General features: G+C 73.0%; 17 protein-coding genes and 1 riboswitch. Of the genes, 8 read left to right on the forward strand and 9 right to left on the reverse strand.

Features of this window, described 5'->3' with window-relative positions; all coding sequences use genetic code 11:
* Positions 1–63: 63 nt before the first annotated feature.
* The gene (locus ACIOJE_RS25410) at positions 64–3,744 is read right to left on the reverse strand and encodes a SpoIIE family protein phosphatase (protein ID WP_280685102.1); all 3,681 of its coding nucleotides are present in this window, start codon (positions 3,742–3,744) and stop codon (positions 64–66) included.
* A gap of 293 nt (positions 3,745–4,037) precedes the next feature.
* The gene (locus tag ACIOJE_RS25415; protein ID WP_400779065.1) at positions 4,038–5,528 is read right to left on the reverse strand and encodes an MFS transporter; all 1,491 of its coding nucleotides are present in this window, start codon (positions 5,526–5,528) and stop codon (positions 4,038–4,040) included.
* A 121-nt stretch (positions 5,529–5,649) separates the two neighbouring features.
* Between ACIOJE_RS25415 and ACIOJE_RS25420 the strand changes: the two genes are divergently transcribed.
* On the forward strand, positions 5,650–6,192 hold the full coding sequence (locus ACIOJE_RS25420) for a winged helix-turn-helix transcriptional regulator (RefSeq protein WP_400779067.1): 543 nt from the start codon (positions 5,650–5,652) through the stop codon (positions 6,190–6,192).
* Positions 6,193–6,310: 118 nt separating this feature from the next.
* Here ACIOJE_RS25420 and ACIOJE_RS25425 read toward each other — a convergent pair whose 3' ends face one another.
* The 6 genes from ACIOJE_RS25425 to ACIOJE_RS25450 all read right to left on the reverse strand — a co-directional run bounded on the left by ACIOJE_RS25425 (position 6,311) and on the right by ACIOJE_RS25450 (position 13,160).
* Positions 6,311–7,498, reverse strand: a complete 1,188-nt coding sequence (locus ACIOJE_RS25425; RefSeq protein WP_280685099.1) for an alpha/beta hydrolase — start codon at positions 7,496–7,498, stop codon at positions 6,311–6,313.
* Between the two features lie 188 nt (positions 7,499–7,686).
* A complete protein-coding gene (locus ACIOJE_RS25430; protein WP_400779069.1) occupies positions 7,687–8,874 on the reverse strand; it encodes a thiolase family protein in 1,188 nt (395 codons plus the stop codon).
* 100 nt (positions 8,875–8,974) lie between these two features.
* Complete coding sequence (locus tag ACIOJE_RS25435; RefSeq protein ID WP_400779071.1) at positions 8,975–9,766, reverse strand: hypothetical protein; 792 nt, start codon at positions 9,764–9,766, stop codon at positions 8,975–8,977.
* Positions 9,767–9,969: 203 nt separating this feature from the next.
* Positions 9,970–11,154 carry a serine hydrolase domain-containing protein gene (locus ACIOJE_RS25440; RefSeq protein ID WP_400779073.1) on the reverse strand — a complete coding sequence of 395 codons (1,185 nt, stop codon included), beginning with the start codon at positions 11,152–11,154 and terminating at the stop codon, positions 9,970–9,972.
* Between the two features lie 202 nt (positions 11,155–11,356).
* The gene (locus tag ACIOJE_RS25445) at positions 11,357–12,418 is read right to left on the reverse strand and encodes a glycoside hydrolase family 19 protein (protein WP_400779248.1); all 1,062 of its coding nucleotides are present in this window, start codon (positions 12,416–12,418) and stop codon (positions 11,357–11,359) included.
* Positions 12,419–12,746: 328 nt separating this feature from the next.
* Entirely contained in the window at positions 12,747–13,160 is a 414-nt protein-coding gene (locus tag ACIOJE_RS25450) for an HIT family protein (RefSeq protein WP_280685094.1), read from the reverse strand.
* A 170-nt stretch (positions 13,161–13,330) separates the two neighbouring features.
* Between ACIOJE_RS25450 and ACIOJE_RS25455 the strand changes: the two genes are divergently transcribed.
* A complete protein-coding gene (locus tag ACIOJE_RS25455) occupies positions 13,331–13,519 on the forward strand; it encodes a DUF1508 domain-containing protein (protein ID WP_280685093.1) in 189 nt (62 codons plus the stop codon).
* Between the two features lie 206 nt (positions 13,520–13,725).
* On the opposite strand, the gene ACIOJE_RS25460 is transcribed toward ACIOJE_RS25455, so the two are convergent.
* Positions 13,726–14,421 (reverse strand): MSMEG_1061 family FMN-dependent PPOX-type flavoprotein, encoded by a 696-nt coding sequence (locus ACIOJE_RS25460; protein WP_400779076.1) that lies wholly within the window; start codon positions 14,419–14,421, stop codon positions 13,726–13,728.
* 141 nt (positions 14,422–14,562) lie between these two features.
* On the opposite strand from ACIOJE_RS25460, the gene ACIOJE_RS25465 reads away from it, so the two are divergent.
* From ACIOJE_RS25465 to ACIOJE_RS25490, 6 genes are all read left to right on the forward strand, one after another.
* Positions 14,563–14,877 carry an antibiotic biosynthesis monooxygenase gene (locus ACIOJE_RS25465; RefSeq protein ID WP_280685091.1) on the forward strand — a complete coding sequence of 105 codons (315 nt, stop codon included), beginning with the start codon at positions 14,563–14,565 and terminating at the stop codon, positions 14,875–14,877.
* A gap of 147 nt (positions 14,878–15,024) precedes the next feature.
* A riboswitch (FMN riboswitch) is annotated at positions 15,025–15,152 on the forward strand.
* A 209-nt stretch (positions 15,153–15,361) separates the two neighbouring features.
* Positions 15,362–16,024: a riboflavin synthase gene (locus ACIOJE_RS25470; protein ID WP_400779078.1), complete on the forward strand. Its 663-nt coding sequence runs from the start codon at positions 15,362–15,364 to the stop codon at positions 16,022–16,024.
* Positions 16,021–16,668 (forward strand): nicotinamide mononucleotide transporter family protein, encoded by a 648-nt coding sequence (locus ACIOJE_RS25475; RefSeq protein WP_280685089.1) that lies wholly within the window; start codon positions 16,021–16,023, stop codon positions 16,666–16,668. The genes ACIOJE_RS25470 and ACIOJE_RS25475 overlap by 4 nt, the downstream gene beginning before the upstream one ends.
* Entirely contained in the window at positions 16,665–17,924 is a 1,260-nt protein-coding gene (locus ACIOJE_RS25480) for a bifunctional 3,4-dihydroxy-2-butanone-4-phosphate synthase/GTP cyclohydrolase II (RefSeq protein WP_280685088.1), read from the forward strand. The genes ACIOJE_RS25475 and ACIOJE_RS25480 overlap by 4 nt, the downstream gene beginning before the upstream one ends.
* Positions 17,925–17,992: 68 nt before the next feature.
* Positions 17,993–18,466: a 6,7-dimethyl-8-ribityllumazine synthase gene (ribH, locus tag ACIOJE_RS25485; protein WP_280685087.1), complete on the forward strand. Its 474-nt coding sequence runs from the start codon at positions 17,993–17,995 to the stop codon at positions 18,464–18,466.
* Positions 18,467–18,565: 99 nt separating this feature from the next.
* A complete protein-coding gene (locus ACIOJE_RS25490) occupies positions 18,566–18,838 on the forward strand; it encodes a phosphoribosyl-ATP diphosphatase (protein WP_280685086.1) in 273 nt (90 codons plus the stop codon).
* Positions 18,839–18,886 lie beyond the last annotated feature (48 nt).

Raw genomic sequence — 18,886 nt, forward strand, 5'->3', positions numbered from 1 at the left:
GGTAGCAGGTAGCAGGTAGCAGGTAGCAGGTAGCAGGTAGCAGGTAGCAGGTCGCAGGCCGCGCTAATCGGCCGAGCTGCCCGGGGGCAGTTCCAGCTCGAACCAGACCACCTTGCCGTCCTTGGTGCGGCGGCTGCCCCAGCGGTGTGCGAGCTCGTTGACGAGGTGGATGCCGCGCCCGCCCTCGTCGTCGGCGCGGGCGCGGCGGATCCGGGGCGCCTCGCTCTCCTGGTCGGCGACCTCGACGGTGAGCGTCCGGTTGCAGAACAGCCGCAGCTGGGTGGGGGATCCGGCGTGCACCAGGGCGTTGGTGATCAGCTCGCTGGTGAGCAGCTCGGCCCAGTCGATGAGCGGTTCGAGGCCCCAGGCGGACAGCGTCTCGCGGGTGAAGCGGCGCGAGTGGGCGACCATCGAGTGGTCGCCGGTGAGCGGCAGGCTGGCGATCCGGTCCGCGTCGGCCGGCCGGACCTGCGCCATGATGATGGCGATGTCGTCCTCGCTGGTGCGTCCGGTGAGTTCGGTCAGTACGGCGTCGCAGGTCTGCTCCAGTGAGCGGCGGCGGTCGGCGATCGTCCGGCAGAGCAGCTCCAGGCCCGCGTCGATGTCGCGGCCCCGGCGCTCGACCAGTCCGTCGGTGTAAAGGGCCAGGATGGCCTCCTCGGGGAGGGTGAACTCCACGTTCTCGAACGGGACTCCGCCGACTCCGAGCGGCACGCCGGGCGGGAGTTCGACCAGGTGCGCCCGCCCCTGCTGGTCGGCGACGACGGGCGGCAGGTGGCCTGCGCAGGCGGCGATGCAGTGGCGGTCCACCGGGTCGTACACCACGCAGACGCAGGTGGCGAACTGGCCCTCGCCGAGTGCGGCGGTGGCCTCGTCCAGCCGGTGCAGGACGCGGTTCGGGTCCAGGTCGAGGGTGATCAACGTGCGGGCGACGGTGCGGAGTTGGCCCATGGTGGCGGCGGCCCGGATGCCGTGGCCCATCACGTCGCCGACGATCAGGGCGACCCGGCCGGAGGACAGCGGGACGACGTCGAACCAGTCGCCGCCGACCTCGCTGACCACGCTGCTGGGCAGGTAGCGGTAGGCGATCTCCAGGCCGAGGGTGCGGTGGATCTCCTGTGGCAGCAGGCTGCGTTGGAGGGTGAGCGCGGTGTCCCGCTCGCGTCGGTAGAGCCGGCCGTTGTCGATCGCGAGGGCGGTGCGCGCGGCGAGCTCCTCGGCCAGCGAACGGTCCGCCTGGTCGAACGGCTCGGGGTTGTGGGTGCGGACGAACTCGGCGCCGCCGAGCACGAGTCCGCGTGCCACCAGCGGCACCATCAGGTACGAGTGGAGGCCGGCGGCCAGCCCCGGTTCGACCCGGTCGGGCGAGGCGACGATCCGGCGCAGCTCCTCCTCGGTCACCTCGGAGACCAGGATCGAGCGCCGGCTGCGCAGGCTCTGCGCGTACAGCTGGGCGGACTGCGAGGTCTCGCCGATCTGGTCGGAGGCCTCGGTCATGGTGCCGTCCGGGGCGTACCCGCCGACGGCCACCGCCCGCATCAGCACCGGACCGTTCTCCGGGACGGCGTCGGGCTCCTCGCCGCCGAGCACCGCGTCGCGCAGGTCGACGGTGACGAAGTCGGCGAAGCGCGGGATCACCATCTCCACCAACTCCCGGGCGGTGCGGTGCAGATCGAGGGTGGTGCCGATCCGGGTGCTGGCCTCGTTGAGCAGCGACAGCCGCTGCTGCGCGGCCCTGGCCTCGTCCAGCGCCTGCTTCCGGGCGGCGGCCGCGTCGCGCTCGCGGGTGAACAGCAGCGCGTTGTCGATCGACACGGCGGCTCGCACCGCCAACTCCCCGGCCAGCGCCACGTCGTCGTCCTCGTAGGGGCGGTCCATCACGGTGCGGTAGAAGCCGGCGACGCCGACCGCGGAACCGCGCGCGATCAGCGGCACGACCAGGATGGAGCGCACGTTCTGATCCCGTATCGCCGCGGCGCGCATCGGGTCGTTGGCGAACCAGGCCATCCCCTCCGCGTCCATCCGCGGCACCAGCACCGGCTTGCGGTGCGCCAGGCACCACGCGTACGGCGAGCCGGTCAGGAAGCGGTGCACCCCGCCGGTGCGGGCGATCGGCCGCAGGGTGGAGCCCGGCGCCGCGTGGAAGGCCATCCGTCGCAGCAGCGCCGAGCCGTCCTCCGGGGCGCGGGCCTCGCGCTCGCCGCGGACGAGGTCCTCCAGCACCTCCACCACCACGGCGTCGGCCAACCGGGGTGTCGCCACCTCGGCCAACTCCTTTGCGGTCTGGGCGAGATCGAGAGTGGTGCCGATCCGGGCGGACGCCGCGTTGACCAGCGCCAGCCGCTCCTGGGCGGCCTTCGCCTCGCGCAGCGCCTGCTGCCGGGCCAGCACGGTCTGGTGCTGGCGCAGGTACAGCCGGGCGTTGTCGATCGCGACGGCGGCCCGCGAGGCCAGCTCGTCGCCGAGGGTGATGTCGGCCTCCGCGAAGGACTCCCGATCGCCGCGCCGCGAGTACACCACCATGCCGAGCGTGGTGCCACGCGCCCGCAGCGGGGTGATCCGCACCGAGCGCGGCCGTTCGCCGCGGTAGGCCTGGAGGCGGCGCTCGGTGATGCTGTCGCTGAGTAGCGGAAGCTCCCAGGACGGCACCACCACCGTCCGCCCGGTGGCCAGCGCCCGGGTGTACGGGGAGTCCGGCGGCAGCTCGTACAGCGAGTCCACGGGCAGCATCTCGGCCGGGTACAGCGGGTCGGTGCTGGACAGGGCCAGTCGGCGGACCAGCTGCGGCGTGGCAGGGTCGGGCGGGTCGACGTGCCGCCCGGCGACCAGCGCCTCCAGGGCGAACACCCCGCTGATGTCGGCCACCCTGGGCACCATCGCCTCGGCCAGCTCCCGGGCGGTCTGCCGCAGGTCGAGCGTGGTGCCGATGGAGGCGGTCGCGTCGACCAGCAGGGCCAGCCGCTCCTGGGCCCGCGCCGCCCGGGCGTCGGCGCGGAACCGCTCGGTGATGTCGATGACGGTGGTACTGACGCCGAGCACCCGCCCACCGGGCTCCTCCAGCCGGAAGTACGAGGCGGACCACGCGTGGTCGTGCCGCAGGTCACCCGGGGTACGGCCGTGCGAGCGGGTGTCCACGACCGGCCTGCCGTTCTCCAGCACCCGCCGCATCACCGCCTCGGCCTCGGCGCCGTTGATTCCGGGGAGTACCTCGGTGAGCCGGTGGCCCAGGTGCTCCCCGGCGGGCAGGCCGTTTGCCCGGGCCAGCGCCTCGTTCAGCCGGACGAAGCGCAGCTGGGTGTCGAACACGCCCATGCCGACCGGGGACTGGTTGAAGAAGCCGTCGAGCACGGCCAGATCCGCCTGGATCCGCCGCAGCGTGGTCACCTCGGAGGCGACGGCCAGCACCAGCAGGCGGCCGTCGGGCCCGGTGATCGGGTAGGTGCGGAACTCCAGGTTCACCAGGTGTCCGTCCCGGTGCCGGACCGGAAACACACCGGACCAGGCCCGGCCGCTCAGGATCTGCTGGAACAGCTCCAGCACCGCGGGCCGGTGCTCGTCGGCGACCACCAGCTTGGCGGCCTTGGCGCCGACGGCCTGTTCCGGGGAGTAGCCGAGCAGCGCCTCCGCGTCGCTGCTCCAGTGCAGGATCCGCCCGTCGGCCTCGACCAGCGCCGTCGCGATCGGCATCATCAGCAGGGCGTCCTGCTGCGGCTCGCCCCGGTGCTGCTCGTTGTCGTTCACCATGGCCAGAGAACCGTCCGGAGATCGTTTCAACCAGCCCTGCCATCTTCGCACGCGGCCCCGGCGGACCGCTCACCGTAGCGGCAGCAGGTCTTCAGGTAGTAGTCCGCCGACTGGTCGGGCTCGCAGGGCAAGGACCGCACGCGGTAGCGGCCGGGCGGGACGTCGACGGTGAGGTACTCGCCGCTCGTGACGATCCGCTCACCCTCGTGCAGGGACGTGGGCGTGCGGACAGCCGGCAACGGGCCCGCGCGCACAGGAGGTCGGCCGGTCCGATGTCCCGCGGATGTGGCGTCTCACGGTGCCGCGACCCGTTCCCGGGTCGGGGTCGCCCCAGGGGCGCCGCCGTCGCGGGCCCGGCCGGCGTCCCGGGCCTCGGCGGCGCGGGCGGCCAGGGCGAGCAGTGCGCCGACCAGGCAGAGGCCGGCGGCGACCAGTACGGCCCGGTCCGCGCCCGCCGCCAGGGCGCGCGCCGCGGCCTCGCGGCCGGGGCCTCCAGGCGGGGCCGGGCCGACGACGGCCACCGTCACCGCCACGCCGAGCGCCGAACCCATGTACCGGGAGGTGTTGTTGGCACCCGATCCCATGGCTGCCCGGTGCGCCGGGACGCTGCCGACCGCCAGCCGGGCGAGCGCCGCGTTGAGCACCCCACTGCCGATACCCGCCACCGCGAGCCCCGGTGCGAGCCGCAGCCAGGTGGAGCCCGGCGTCAGCCCGTACAGGCCCGCCTGGCCCAGGCCGCAGACCGCGAGCCCGACGGCGACCTGTGCGGTGGCCGACAGGTGCGCCGCCAGTCGCCGGGCCTGCAGCGCGGACAGCACCGACAGTCCCGACCAGAGTGCCAGCACCCCGCCCGCCGCCAGGCCGGACAGGCCCAGCACGCCCTGGAGGAGGGTCGGCAGGTAGCTCATGAAGCCGACCAGCGAGAGCCCGGTGAACAGAGCCCCGCCGGTGGCGGCGACGAAGCCGGGGCTGCGGAACAGCGCGAGGTCCAGCATCGGCTCCCGGACCTTCGCCTCGACCAGTCCGAACAGCGCCAGCAGCAGCACCCCGAACACCAGCAGGGCGACGACCACCGGCCGCCCCCAGCCGCCACGGCCCTCGGCCAGCCCGGCGATCAGGCAGGACGTCCCGGCGGCCAGCGTCAGCACCCCGTACGGGTCGAGGGCGCGCGGTCGCTCGGCCCGCGACTCGGTGAGGACGGCGGCCGAGTAGGCCGCCACGGCCGCCGAGACGACCGCGATCCCGCCGCTGACCGCGCGCCAACCGGCGTGCTGCTCGACCAGCGCGCCGTACACCGGGCCGACCGCGATGCCGAGGCCGACGGCGGCGCCCCAGACCCCGAGCGCCCGGATCCGGCCCGGCCCGGGCGGGTGGGCGTGGCTGATCAGGCCGAGCGCGGGCGCCAGGACGGCGGCCGAGGCGACGCCGAGGAGCACCCGGGCGGCCAGGTAGACGGCGCCGCCGGGGGTCAGCGCGGCCAGCGCCTCGGCGGCGGCGAACAGCAGCACGCCGAAGGTGAAGACCCGTTTGCGGCCGTGGTCGTCGGCGGCGCTCCCCGCGGTGAGCAGCAGCGCGGAGATGCCGATCAGGGTGCCGGTGAGGATCCAGGTCCGCCCGGCGGTTCCCAAATGGGCGGCCTGGGCGGTGGCGGCGAGCGAGGCGGTGGGGGCGGTGTAGGCGACGGTGACCAGCGCGGTCGCGGTCGCGGTGGCGGCCAGGGTGGCACCGGGCCGGGCGGGCGCGGCGGCGGTGGCGGGGGAGGAGCCGGGCGGTGCGGGAGGCATGGGTGTCCCCTCCGGGGCGCGGACCTATAGGTCTGGTGAATGAACCTTTGTCTCGATCGGTACGCTACCATCATTGGTCTGTTCATTGAACCTATTGGGCGAGTGGACTAGGCTGGCCCGCATGGCGCTGGGAACCGACTACGAACAGCAGGACTGCGCACTGGCCCGCGCCCTGGAGGTGGTCGGCGAACGCTGGAGCCTGCTGATCGTCCGCGACGCCTTCTACGGTGTGCAGCGCTTCAACGACTTCCTCGCCCATCTCGGCATCCCCCGCGCCGTCCTCACTGCCCGCCTCAACGCCCTGGTCGCGGCCGGTGTGCTGCGCAAGGAGCCGTACCGGCAGGCACCGCTGCGCCACGGCTACCTGCTCACCGGGGCCGGCCTCGAACTGTGGGGGCCGCTCTACCAGTTGAGCCGCTGGGGTGGTCGGCACGCGACTGCGGGCGGCGCGCACCACCTGTTCGCGCACGCCGTCTGCGGCGCCGACCTGGACGTCGTCGGCTCCTGTCCGCACTGCGGCGGCGGGCCCGTGCCGCCGGCCGAGGTCGTGATGCGCCCCAACCCCGCTCGCACCGGCGGCCGCTGGGACGATCCGGTCTCCCGGGCCCTGGTCCGCCCGCACCGGCTGCTCGAACCGATCGCCTCGGCGGCGGTGCCCGCGTAGCGACGGGCGGCGCACGCCGACGCGGCCGCCGGCGGGCTGCCGGCGGCCGCGTTCAGAGAGCGGGCGGTCTTCGGGGAAGGGAGCCCAGGGGCTCTCAGGGGGCGCCCAGGCGTGGCGCTCAGGGGTGGAAGAGCACCTCCGGGTTGGCGGTGGTCGGCCCGTCGAGGAGCGGCTGCGGCACACCCTTCAGCTGCAGGTCGAAGAAGGCCGCCACGTACGCGCGGGTGAGCTCGATGCCCCGCTGGCCGGACATCGTGGTGCCGGGAGGCTGGGGCAGGCCGAGCTTCTCGAAGAACAGCGGGAAGTCGGTGAACGTGCCGTGGTTGGAGCCCGCGACGGTCAGCCAGCGCTTCCAGCCGTCGAGGTTGGGCCAGCTCTTCGACCAACTGATGTCCTCGTCGCCGCCGGGCAGCGGGTGGCCGATCATCAGGAAGGGCTTGCCACCGATGCCGGCGGCGGGGACCAGGACGTCCATACTGCCGTCCAGGTCCGCCCCGGCCCGGATCCGGTCGTCGGTGAGCAGGGCCGGGACGGCGGAGGCGCCGCCGGCCGAGTGCCCGGCCATGCCGATCCGGTCGCGGTCGATCATGCGGGCGTAGCGCCAGGCCGGGTGGGGGCGGGCGGTCAACTGGTCGATGACGAAGGAGACGTCCTTCGCCCGGCTCTCGTCCAGACCCGCCCAGGACTCCGGGGTCGTCAGCTTGTTGCACATGACGCACGGGAGCGTCTGCCCGTCGGGAAAGGTCGTCCCGGTGTTCTCGTAGGTGTGGTCGACCAGCGCGACGACGTACCCGTGGCTGGTCAGGTCCTCGGCGAGGCTGGTCAGCGAGGCCCGCGGCATGGTGAAGCCGGGTGACAGCACCACCATCGGGAAGTGGCCGCCCTGCGGGCGCGCGTCGGACTTCGCCCAGGTCCGGGTGCCGGTCACCGCCTCGGTCGGGATGGTGTTGCCCTCGATCTTCCCGTCCAGCAGCATCCGGGCTGCCGCCGAGGTCATGTACGGTGCCGCGCTGCCCGTCCCGGCCTTCGCCGGGTAGTACATCGACACCATCAGCTGGCGTGGACCGGCCGAGGGGACCCACGGGTCCGGGCGGTTCTGGTCCACCAGGTGCAGGACCTCCTGCCCGACCGCGTACGGGCCGGTCGGACGCGGGAGATCGACGTGGACGGTGTTCGGGGCGGTCGGGGTGGCGGAGGCACCGGCCGGAGCGGCGGGCGCGGCCAGGGCCGGCACCGCGGCGGCGAGGGAGAGGGGCAGGGCGAGCAGCAGGGCCGCCGCGGCTGCGGTGGTGCGAAGTCGACTCATGTGAGCGACGGTAGGTCGGGGGCAGGCAAGTTGACGTCCCCTCAGCGATGGAGAGATCCCTTCCGGGGCGTGCGGGTGCGGACCCTTAGGGGTCGGCCGGGATCAGGGAGCCTCCGACCCGATCCGCGTCGCACGCCCGACGGGAACGGTCGGACACGCCCGGTGGGGCCCGCCCGGTGGGACACGCCCTAATCGAGCGCCTCCAGGATCGTCGCGTTGGCCAGACCACCCGCCTCGCACATGGTCTGCAGCCCGTACCGGGCGCCGCGTCGGCGCATCTCGTGCACCAGGGTGGTCATCAGCCGGGTGCCGCTGGCGCCGAGCGGGTGGCCGAGGGCGATCGCGCCGCCGTTGACGTTGACCTTCGCCGGATCGGCGCCGGTCTCCTGGAGCCAGGCCAGGACGACGCTGGCGAAGGCCTCGTTCACCTCGAACAGGTCGATGTCGGCGAGCGAGAGCCCGGAGCGCCGCAGGACCTGCTCGGTGGCGGGCAGCACGCCGGTGAGCATCAGCAGCGGATCGGAGCCGGTGACCGCGAAGGAGTGCAAGCGCGCGAGCGGGCGCAGGCCGAGCCGGGCGGCGGTCTCACTGCTGGTGATCAGCACGGCGGAGGCGCCGTCGTTGATCGGACTGCTGTTGCCCGCCGTCACCGACCAGGTGATCTGCGGGAAGCGCTCGGCGAAGGCCGGATCGGCGAAGGACGGCCGCAGGCCGGCCAGCACCTCGGGTGTGGTGCTCGGGCGCACCGACTCGTCCGCCGCCACCAGCCGGCCGTCACCCGTCGGCACCGGGGCCAGCTCGGCCTCGAACCGGCCGTCCGCGTGGGCCCGCGCCGCCTTGGTGTGCGAGGCGGTGGCGAACTCGTCCATCGCCTCGCGCGAGATCGACCACTTGGCGGCGATCAGCTCGGCGCTGACGCCCTGCGGGATCAGCCCGCCCGGGTAGCGGGCGGCGACCGCGGCGCCGAACGGGTCCGCTCCCGGCGGCACGTTGGACCACATCGGCACCCGGCTCATCGACTCGATCCCGCAGGCCACCACCAGGTCGTAGGCCCCCGCGATGACGCCCTGCGCGGCGAAGTGGACGGCCTGCTGGGAGGAGCCGCACTGCCGGTCGACGGTGGTCGCCGGGACGGACTCCGGGAACCCGGCGGCGAGCCAGGCGTAACGGGTGGTGTTCATGGCCTGCTCGGAGACCTGGTCGACACAGCCGCCGATGACGTCGTCCACCAGGGCCGGGTCGACGCCGCTGCGCCCGATGAGCGCCTGAAGGGTGTGGGCGAGCAACTCCACCGGGTGGACACCCGAGAGCGCCCCTCCCGGCTTGCCCTTCCCGACGGGGGTACGGACTGCTTCGACGATCACGGCGTCGCGCATGGCGGTCGCCTTTCCTGTGAGGGCGTGCGGGATCAGTTGGAGAACCGAACCCACTGTAGAGCGGTGAGTTCGGTAATCCAACCCTCTGGTTGCCGGCCGGTCAGAGGCTCCGGTCCCGGACCTCCTCGATGAACGCCGCCGCCGCGCCGGCGTTCGGGACCGGGAAGGTGAGCGGCAGGCCGGCCGAGTACGTGCGGATCTCCAGTTCCCCGAGGTCGGAGGCCTGCGCGGACCGCACCTCCGCCCACCGGAACGCCTCCGTCGCGGCGAGCGGGTGCGGCGGCCGGTGCACCAGCCCGCCGGCCGTCACGGACAGTCGCCCCCGGGCGAACCGGACGGCCCCCTCCGTGCGCAGTGCCTCGTGCAGTGCACCCCGGAGCCCGGGGGAGAGCCGCTCGTCGAGCTCCCGGAAGAGCCCGTCCAGCCGCCGTAGATGCGCCACCGCCAGCGGCTCGTCCACGCCGACCAGCCATATCCGGCCCTCGCCCACCCCGCGCCGCCCGCCGGGGGAGTACTCGGTGGCCTCCACCGCATCCCACGGCAGCGGCCGCTCGCTGCCGTCCGCCCCGACCAGCACCAGCCCGCCCTCGTGCACGTGGACGGACCGCAGGCCCGGCGTCGGCCGCAGCCACCCGTAGCCGCTCGTGGCCGTGAGCGCGACGGCCGCCACCACGGGCGCGGGCCACCACTCCCCGGTCGCCGGCCAGGCCGCTGCGGCGGCGGCGGCCGCGGCGGCGTCCACCCACGTCCGGGCGCGCCACGACATCGGCCGGAACCGACGGTGCACCCGCACCACCCGGCCGAGCCGCCCGCCGCCACCCGCGATCGACCGCGCCCGGGCCAAGGGCCACACCACCGCCACCTCGGTCACCTCCCGCTGAGCGAACACCACAACCGGAACCGCAGCTGTCGGACCCTGAGCATCGACCGACCGCCGGACCCCCGAACAGGGCCAATTGGTACCTCTTGGCCCCGAAATGGCCTTACCCCATCCTCCACCTCACCCTGCCCACGGCCTCACCCCGCCCTCTGCCCGACCTCGTGTGCTCCTCGTCAGTCCACCCTCCCCGTCGGAAGATCCTCCACCGCACCTCGTCACCTCGCCGTCGCGAACTCGTTCTGCAGCGTGCGCAGCAGGGTCGTGCCGGCCGGATCGGCGGAACGGCGGGTGTTGACCAGGACCACCACCCCCACCTGCTTCTCCGGATCGAAGGCCACGAAGGAGCGGAACCCGCCCGTGCCGCCGTTGTGCCAGATCTGTAGGTGACCGCCCTGCTGGGTGTGCAGGCGGTGGGCGAGCCACCCCAGGTGCATCCAGGCGAACGGGTTGACCCGGTGCCGGGTCTCCCGGGTGAGCGTGATCGCGGGCGCCAGCGGCGCGTCCGGCTCGCGGTCGGCGGCCAGCTGGGCCCGCAGGAATATCGCCAGGTCGGCGGCGGTCGACCGGAGCCCGCCCATGCCGGGGATGTCCGCGAGCTCCCAGTGCGGGACCGGCCGCCCGCCGGCGGTGTGCCCCTGCGCCAGCCGATCGGCCTGCTCCCGGCCCTCGCGCACACAGGTGTCCACCAGCCCCAACGGTTGGCAGACCTCACGCGCCACCAACTCCTCGTAGCCGGTTCCGGCCCGGTGGGCGAGAGCCAGGCCGAGCAGCCCGGCGCCGAGGTTGGAGTAGCGGAAGCTGCGCCCGGGTGCGGCCCGCAGCCTCGTCCGGGCGAGCCCGGCGAGTACGTACGCGGTGTCGCAATGGGCGTACGGATCGGGCTTGTTGGGCTTGAGCAGCGCCGTCGCCAGCAGCCCCCGGGGCAGGCGGGGGAGCCCCGAGGTGTGGGTGGCGAGGTGCCGCAGGGTGATCGGCCGCCCGCCCCTGTCCGGGACGGTGACACCGCCGGGCCGGATGCCCGCGAGCACGTCGGCGAGCGGTTGGTCGAGTCCGACGCCCGGTCCGGCGTCGAACCCGGCGTCGAACCCGGTGGCTGATCCGACAGATGATCCGGCGGAGTGCCCGGCGGAGTGCCCGGCGGAGGGCCCGGCGGAGGGCCCGGCGGTGGATCCGGCGGAGCCGGCGAGCACCAGCCGTGCGAGGACGAGCGAGGTGAACACCTTGGTGACGGAACCGATTTCGAACAGGGTGTGCGGCCCGGGCACGGCGCCGCCCGGGCCGGCTCGCCCGGCGCCGCGGATCTCCACGTCGCCGCCGGCCAGCCCGGCGACCACCGCGCCGACGTGTTGGCCGGCGAGCCGGTCGGCGGTCTGTTGCACAAGGCGGGCGAGTTCGTTCATGGCTGTGAGCCTAGGTCGTCGTGACCTGCGAAATCGTCCGCCGGAACGACGATTTCGCCCGCTCCCCGCTGCTCCCACAGGAGTACGCCCCGCTACGCTCGGCAACGTACCGACACCGACGTGTGTCGACCGGCCGAGCGGAGCGGGGCGTCTGACGGTCCGGGGGGTCAGACCCGGAGGGGCGTCATCGCGCGAAGAGCCGTCAGCAGCTCAGGTTGCCCCCGGGGACGGTGCCGAGGATCTGGACGAAGCTCTGGTACAGGCTGATCCGGTGCTGCATCTGCGCGGTGTTGTTGCCGTTGCACTCCAGCGAGCCGTTGATGCTGCGGATCGTCTCACCGAAGCCGTACCCGTTGACCATGGCGTTGTGCGCGGTCATGGTGCCGGGCCCGTTCTGGGTGTTCCAGTACCAGAGGCCGGTCTTCCAGGCCACCGCCGGGTCGGTCTGCACCAGGTTCGGGTTGTTCAGCAGGTCGATGCCGAGCGCGTCGCCGGCGGCCTTGTAGTTGAAGTTCCAGCTCAGCTGGATCGGCCCGCGCCCGTAGTACGCGGCCTGCCCGGCCGGGCACCCGTACGGCTGCGAGGTGTCGCAGTAGTGCGGGTAGTTGGCGGTGTTCTGCTCGACCACGTACACCAGCCCGCCGGTCTCGTGGCTGACGTTGGCGAGGAACGCGGCCGCCTCCTGGCTGCGGACGGTGTCGCTGCCGGTGGTCGCGAAGCCCGGGTAGGCGCTGAGCGCGTCGATCAGGCCCTGGTAGGTGTAGAAGGAGTTCCGGCCCGGGAACATCTGGTCGAACTGGGCCTGGCTGACCGGGAATCCGCCCGTGCCGGGCGGCTGCGTGGGCGTCGAGCCGCAGCTGTACGGCTCCCAGTACCAGGTGCTGATGACCGGGTCGTAGCCCGGGTTGTCGTGGGTGGCGCGGTAGTAGCCGCCGTTGGTGTACCGGACGATGTCGCCCGTGGCGTAGGTGCGGCCGGCGACCCAGGCGGGGTAGTCGCAGGTGCCGGGCGTGGAGCCGGTGGACCCGTCGCAGGAGCCCTGGTCGGCCCAGACACCGGTGCCGCCGGTGCTCGGGGCCTCGTTCTGGGTCCACCACTTGGCGGTCCAGTTGTGCCCGTTGTACGAGACGGCCGCGCCGCCGGTGTAGGCGGTCGCCGCGCTCCACGGCGTGCCGCAGGCGGCGGCACTGGCGGAGGCGGGGAGGAACACCGCGACCGCCAACGCCGTGATCAGGGCGGAGAGCAGCGCGAGCAGGCGTTTCAATGACACGTCATCACCCCTTGTGCGGTGGGGGCCGCACGTCGTCGAGACAGGGACCTGAGCGGGGCCGGGGAACCGGGCCCGCGCGGGGGCGCGTCGCGGGGGGACGGCCGACCGGGGTGCGGGCCGGTGCGGGGCCGACACCGACTCAAGCGGAGTGGTCTATACCTGTCAAGAGGGTTGGTGAAACTGGCTTACAAACGCGGGGAAGTGGCCGACGGCGGGCCGTACACGAAACGCCCCCGACTCCCTCAGCCCCCTCGTCCCCCTCGGCCCCCGATTCCCCTGGGCGCCCCCGAACCCCCGGCGACCCCACCACCCCGCCAGTCCGTCAGTCCCCGAGCGCCGCCCGCAGCCGCGCCGCGACCTCCGCGGCCCCCGCCTCGTCCGGGTACCTCCCCCGCGGCCAGAAGAACCCGCGCAGCCCGTCCTTCGGATTGCGCGGCACCACGTGGACGTGCAGATGCGGCACCGACTGGCTGATCCGGTTGTTCGCCGCCACGAAGCTCCCCGCCGCGCCCATCCCGCGCTCCACCGCGGCCGCCACCCGCTGCACCCGGAGGAAGAACGGCCCCACCTCGGCGGCCGGCAGGTCCGCCAGCGTGCGGTGGTGGGCGCGGGGTACGACCAGCACGTGGCCGGGGAACAGCGGCCGCCGGTCCAGGAACGCCACCGCCGCCTCGTCGTCCAGCACCCGGTGCGCGGGCTCCGCCCCGGCCACCACCGCGCAGAAGACGCAGTCCATCCGTCCATTCAAGCCACCGGCACCCGCCCCGGCACCCCGAAAACCCGTGGCGGACCGGCATCACCCGTCCGGCCCCCGATCGGGTGCGGCCGCTCGGTCGGCGGGCGCACCGTGCTGGAGGGGGGCTGACCACAGGGGCGCCCCGCGCGTCCCATGAGGAGGTGGCCCGGATGGTGGGCAAGTTCGAGATCTACGAGGACGCCGGCGGCAAGTACCGGTTCCGGCTCAAGGCGGGCAACGGCGAGATCGTCGCCACCGGCCAGGGGTACTCCAGCAAGGAGGCCGCCCACAAGGGCGTCGAGGCCGTCCAGCGCGCGGCCGACGGCGCACCGGTGGTGGACCTGCCCAAGGCCGCCTGAGCGCGCCGGATGCGCGCCGGGTGCGCGCCGGACGCGCGGCGGCCGGTCCACCCGGGCCGGCCGCCGCGCGGCATCGCGTCGCACGACGCGGGAGCACAGCATGAGGCGGGTGCACAGTACGACGCGGGAGCACAGCACGACGCGGGAGCGTCGCGTCGCCGGGGAGTGCAGCGACAACGGGGGCACCGCATCACGGGACCACCGCGTCACTCGTAGCGGTAGAGCAGCGCCTCCCGCTCGTTCTGCTCGATCATCTCGATGGTCAGCGCGTCGTCCCGCAGGTGCGAGAGGGTGATCTCCGCGGAGGTCGGCTGGGCGTCCTTGGCCAGCCAGTTCTCCGGCTTCCAGGCCGAACCGCGCAGGAAGGCCTTGGGGCAGTGCGCGTACACCTCCTCGACGGCCACCACGATCGCGCTGCGCGGGGGCTTGCCGACGGCGGTCAGCTGCCGCAGCAGCTCCGGGTCGGTGGAGACGCAGGCCCGCCCGTTGACCCGCAGCGTGGTGTCCCGGCCCGGGACGACGAAGATCAGCCCGACCCGACCGTTCTCCAGGACGTTGTGCAGGGTGTCCAACCGCTTGTTGCCGGTGGCGTCCGGGATGGCCAGGGTGTACTCGTCGAGGACGGAGACCAGCCCGGCCGGCCCGCCGCGCGGGGAGACGTCGCAGCGTCCGGCGGCATCGGCGCTGGCCACGAACACCAGCGAGGAACAGGCGATCAGCCGTCGCGCGACCTCGTGCAGGTGGTCGACCTGCTTGCGGCGCGCGTGGTCGCCGGGCTGCTCGTAGATCTCGCGCAGCTGGTCCGGGTCGGTCAGCGCCCCCGCGCGGAGGGCGGCGAACAGGCTGCCCGGCGCATCCGGAGCGATGGTTGACGGGCTGACAGATTCCGGTGTGGTGGTCATACCGGAAATCTAACCGAGCCCCTTTCCGGATCCCGAGCCGCAGGGCGGCCCAAGCCGTCGGTAAAGCTTCCTCCTACCCCTCCCCACCAGCGGTTTTACCCTGATAATGGGGCCAAGGGCTCCCCCTCGGAGGTGGTGGTCGTGATCGTGAGGATCTGGGCCGGACAGGTCTTGGCCGGTCGCATCGAGGAGTTCTGCGTGCTGCTGACCACACAGGTGATCCCGCAGCTCGGGCAGACCGACGGTTGTCTGGGCGGCGAGCTGTTGCGCTCGGTGACCGAGGACGGGCACCGGGTGATTGTGCTGACCCGCTGGCGCGACGAGGAGGCCCTGCGCGGGTACGCGGGTCCGATGTGGCGGATCCGACCGGTCTGCTCGGAGGGCGAACTGTGCTACCTCGCACACCCGCCCGTGGTCACCCACTTCATGCCGATCGCCGCGCCGGCCACGCTCTGAGTCACCGCGGCCCCGCCGTAGCCCTGCCCGCGGCTCCGAGTCACCCCGCCGCGCATTCCCCGCAACCGCGTGAAACAGCCCACAGCGGAAGGCTCTCCCTGGACTTGCGCGGGCCGTGGCAGAATGACCACGACAGCAGTGACGTTCAGCGCACTCCGGGGTCGGTGAAAATCCGAACCGGCGGTTACAGTCCGCGACCCGTCCGCAGCCAGCGGCCGGTTGACCAGGTGAAATTCCTGGACCGACGGTTAAAGTCCGGATGGGAGGCGTGCGCGGGCGGACGAACAGCGATACCCGTGGCCCCCCGGTGGGCCACGGCCAGGTGAACGGCGGGAGCAGTGTCTCCCGGGCCGGGCGAGCGATCTCCCGGCGGCCTCGGCATCCCGGCGACGGGTCGTGCCGTCGGCCTGCGCACCGTTGCCCGTCCGTGTCATCTCCCTAATGCCGCCCCGGAGTCCGCGCCCCAAGCGCGAGGAGAACCCGGGTGTTCACCGGCATCATCGAAGAGCTCGGCGAGGTCGTGTCGATCGAGGAGATCGGCGACTCCTCGCGAATCCGCCTGCGCGGCCCGGTGGTCTGTACGGATGCGCGGCACGGCGACTCCATCGCGGTCAACGGCGTCTGCCTGACCGTCGTCGACACCCCCGACCAACTGGCTTCTGGCACCAGCGAGTTCAGCGCCGACGTGATGGCCGAGACGCTGCACCGTTCCAGCCTGGGCGAGTTGAAGCCCGGCTCCCGGGTCAACCTGGAGCGCGCCATGGCGCTCGGCGCCCGGCTCGGCGGACACCTCGTCCAGGGCCACGTCGACGCCACCGGCACGTTGCTGAGCCGCGAGCCCGGCGAGCGCGACGCGGCCGGCGCCCTGCGCTGGGAGGTGCTGCGCTTCTCGCTGCCCGACACCATCTCCCGCTACCTGGTGGAGAAGGGCTCGATCACGGTCGACGGCGTCAGTCTCACCGTGGTGGAGGCCGCGCGCGACAGCTTCACCGTCAGCCTCATCCCCGCCACCCTCGCGCTGACCACGCTCGGCGCCAAGGCCGTCGGAGAGAGCGTCAACCTCGAGGTGGACGTGCTCGCCAAGTACGTCGAGCGGCTGCTCGACTCCCGCGCCCTCCCCCCGACGATCGCCGGAGAGTCCAAGTGAGCTGGCTCAGCGGAGAAGCGTTCACCGTCCTCGGTGAACACGTGAAGTGGGCCGACATGTTCGGCAACCTGCTCGGCATGTCCGCCCTCGCGCTCGGCTGGCGCCGCTCGGTCTGGAGCTGGCCGGTCCAACTCCTGTCGGGCGTCGTGCTGATCGCCGCCTACCTCGGGGGCCACGTCCCCGGTCTGATCGGCAAGCAGCTGATCGTGATCGTCACCGCCGCCTGGGGCTGGAGCCAGTGGCGGCGGGGCCGCCGGGACAGCGGCACGATCGCCGTCCGGTTCGCCACCTGGCCCGAGCGGGCCGCGCTGGCTGCGGGCACCGCGGCCGGCACCGTCGCGCTGGCCTGGCTGTTCACGTCCTACCCCAGCCTGTCCTGGAGCCCCTGGTCGGACGCCTACATCTTCGTCGGCACGCTGGCCGCGATGGTCGCCCAGGCCCGCGGCTGGGTGGAGTTCTGGTTCGCCTGGATCGCCGTCGACGTGGTGGGCGTCCCGTTCGCCTTCAACAGCGGCTACTCCTTCTCCGGCCTCACCTACTCGCTCTACTTCGTCCTGGTGCTGCTCGGCCTGCGCTCGTGGTGGCTGAGCACCCGTGAGCCGCGCGTCAACTCCGCCACCGTCCCGCAGGGAGCCACGGTATGACCGAGAACCACACCCTCGACCTCGAACTCGTCCTCGACCCGGTCGAGCGGGCGATCGCGGACATCGCCCTAGGCCGTGCCGTGGTCGTGGTCGACGACGAGGACCGGGAGAACGAGGGCGACATCGTCTTCGCGGCCTCCGCCGCCACCGCCGAGCTGATGGCCTTCACCATCCGCTACAGCTCCGGCGTGATCTGCGCCCCGATGACCGGCGAGGAGCTGGACCGCCTCAAGCTCCCGCCGATGACCCAGGTCAACGAGGACCGCAAGGGCACCGCGTACACCGTCTCGGTGGACGCCCGCGAGGGGGTCGACACCGGCATCTCCGCCGCCGACCGCGCCCGCACCGTCCGGCTGCTGTCCTCGCCCGGCACCGAGCCCGGCGACCTCACCCGCCCCGGGCACGTCTTCCCGCTGCGCGCGGTCGAGGGCGGGGTGCTGGTCCGCCCCGGCCACACCGAGGCGGCCGTCGACCTGGCCCGGCTCGCCGGACTGCCGCCGGCCGGCGCGATCGCCGAGGTGGTCAACGACGACGGCACCATGGCCCGGCTGCCCGAACTGGTCGCCTTCGCCCGCGAACACGGCCTCGCGATCATCTCCATCGAGGACCTGATCGCCTACCGTCGCCGCACCGAGCTGCACGTCGACCGGGCCGCCGTCACCGCCCTGCCCACCGTCCACGGCGAGTTCACCGCCGTCGGCTACAAGGGCACCATCGACGGTGTCGAGCACATCGCGCTGGTGGCCGGCGGTCTCGGCGCCGACGGCCGGCTGCCCGAGGGCGAGGACGTCCTGGTCCGGGTCCACTCCGAGTGCCTGACCGGCGACGTCTTCGGCTCGCTGCGCTGCGACTGCGGCCCGCAGTTGGAGGCTTCGCTGCACCGGGTCGCCGAGTCCGGCCGCGGCGTGGTGCTCTACCTGCGCGGCCACGAGGGCCGGGGGATCGGCCTGGCGCACAAGCTGCGCGCCTACGAACTCCAGGAGCAGGGGCGCGACACCGTCGACGCCAACCTCGACCTCGGCCTGCCGGCCGACGCCCGGGACTACAGCATCGCGGCGCAGATGCTGGTGGACCTCGGCGTCCGCTCGCTCACCCTGCTCACCAACAACCCGGAGAAGGTCTCCGCGCTCACCGAGCACGGCCTCAAGGTCAAGGGGCGCGAAGCGGTCGAGATCGCGCCCGGTGAGCACAACCTGCGCTACCTGCGCACCAAGCGCGACCGGATGGGCCACGACCTGCCCGGCCTCGGCTCCTGACCACACCGCCCTCCTCCACGGGCCCCTGAACACGCCCGCCCCCATCACGACGGACAGGAAGTACGAACATGAGTGGCCACGGAGCCCCTGAGCTGACCATCGACGGCGCTGCCGACCTCAAGGTCGCCGTCGTCGCCGCCCAGTGGCACGACAAGGTGATGAACGGCCTGCTGGACGGCGCCCACCGCGCGCTCAAGGAACTGGGCGTCGCGGAGCCGACCGTGCTGCGCGTCCCCGGCACCTTCGAACTGCCGGTCGCCGCCAAGCGACTCGCCGACCACGGCTACGACGCGGTGGTCGCCCTCGGCGTGGTGATCCGCGGCGGCACCCCGCACTTCGACTACGTCTGCCAGGCGGCCACCGCCGGCCTCACCCAGGTCACCGTCGACACCGGCGTCCCGGTCGGCTTCGGTGTGCTGACCTGCGACAACGAGGAGCAGGCGATCGACCGGGCCGGCCTGCCCGGCTCCGCCGAGGACAAGGGCCACGAGGCCGTCACCGCCGCCGTCGCGACCGCCGCGGTGCTGCGCGCCGCGCTCTGAGCGGACCGTCCGGACCCGGACCGTGGACGTCCATCGGACCGTCCACGGTCCGGGACCGTTTACCGCCCGTGACCCAGCACGCCGTAAGGTGAGTCCATCATGGCTTCGAAGACATTCGAGGAGCTCTTCGCCGAGCTCCAGCAGAAGGCCGCCACCGGCGACCCCTCGTCCTCCCGTACCGCGCAGCTCGTCCAGCAGGGCGTCCATGCGATCGGCAAGAAGGTCGTCGAGGAGGCCGCCGAGGTCTGGATGGCCGCCGAGTTCCAGTCGGACGAGCAGACGGCCGAGGAGGTCTCGCAGCTCCTGTACCACGTTCAGGTGATGATGATCGCCCGTGGGCTGACGCTCGACGACGTCTACAAGTACCTCTAGACCCGGTCCGAAGAGACCCGGTCCGACAAAGCACCTCCGACACCCGGT

Source organism: Kitasatospora sp. NPDC087861, assembly GCF_044742585.1.
In the GTDB taxonomy this organism is placed as follows: Bacteria; Actinomycetota; Actinomycetes; order Streptomycetales; family Streptomycetaceae; genus Kitasatospora.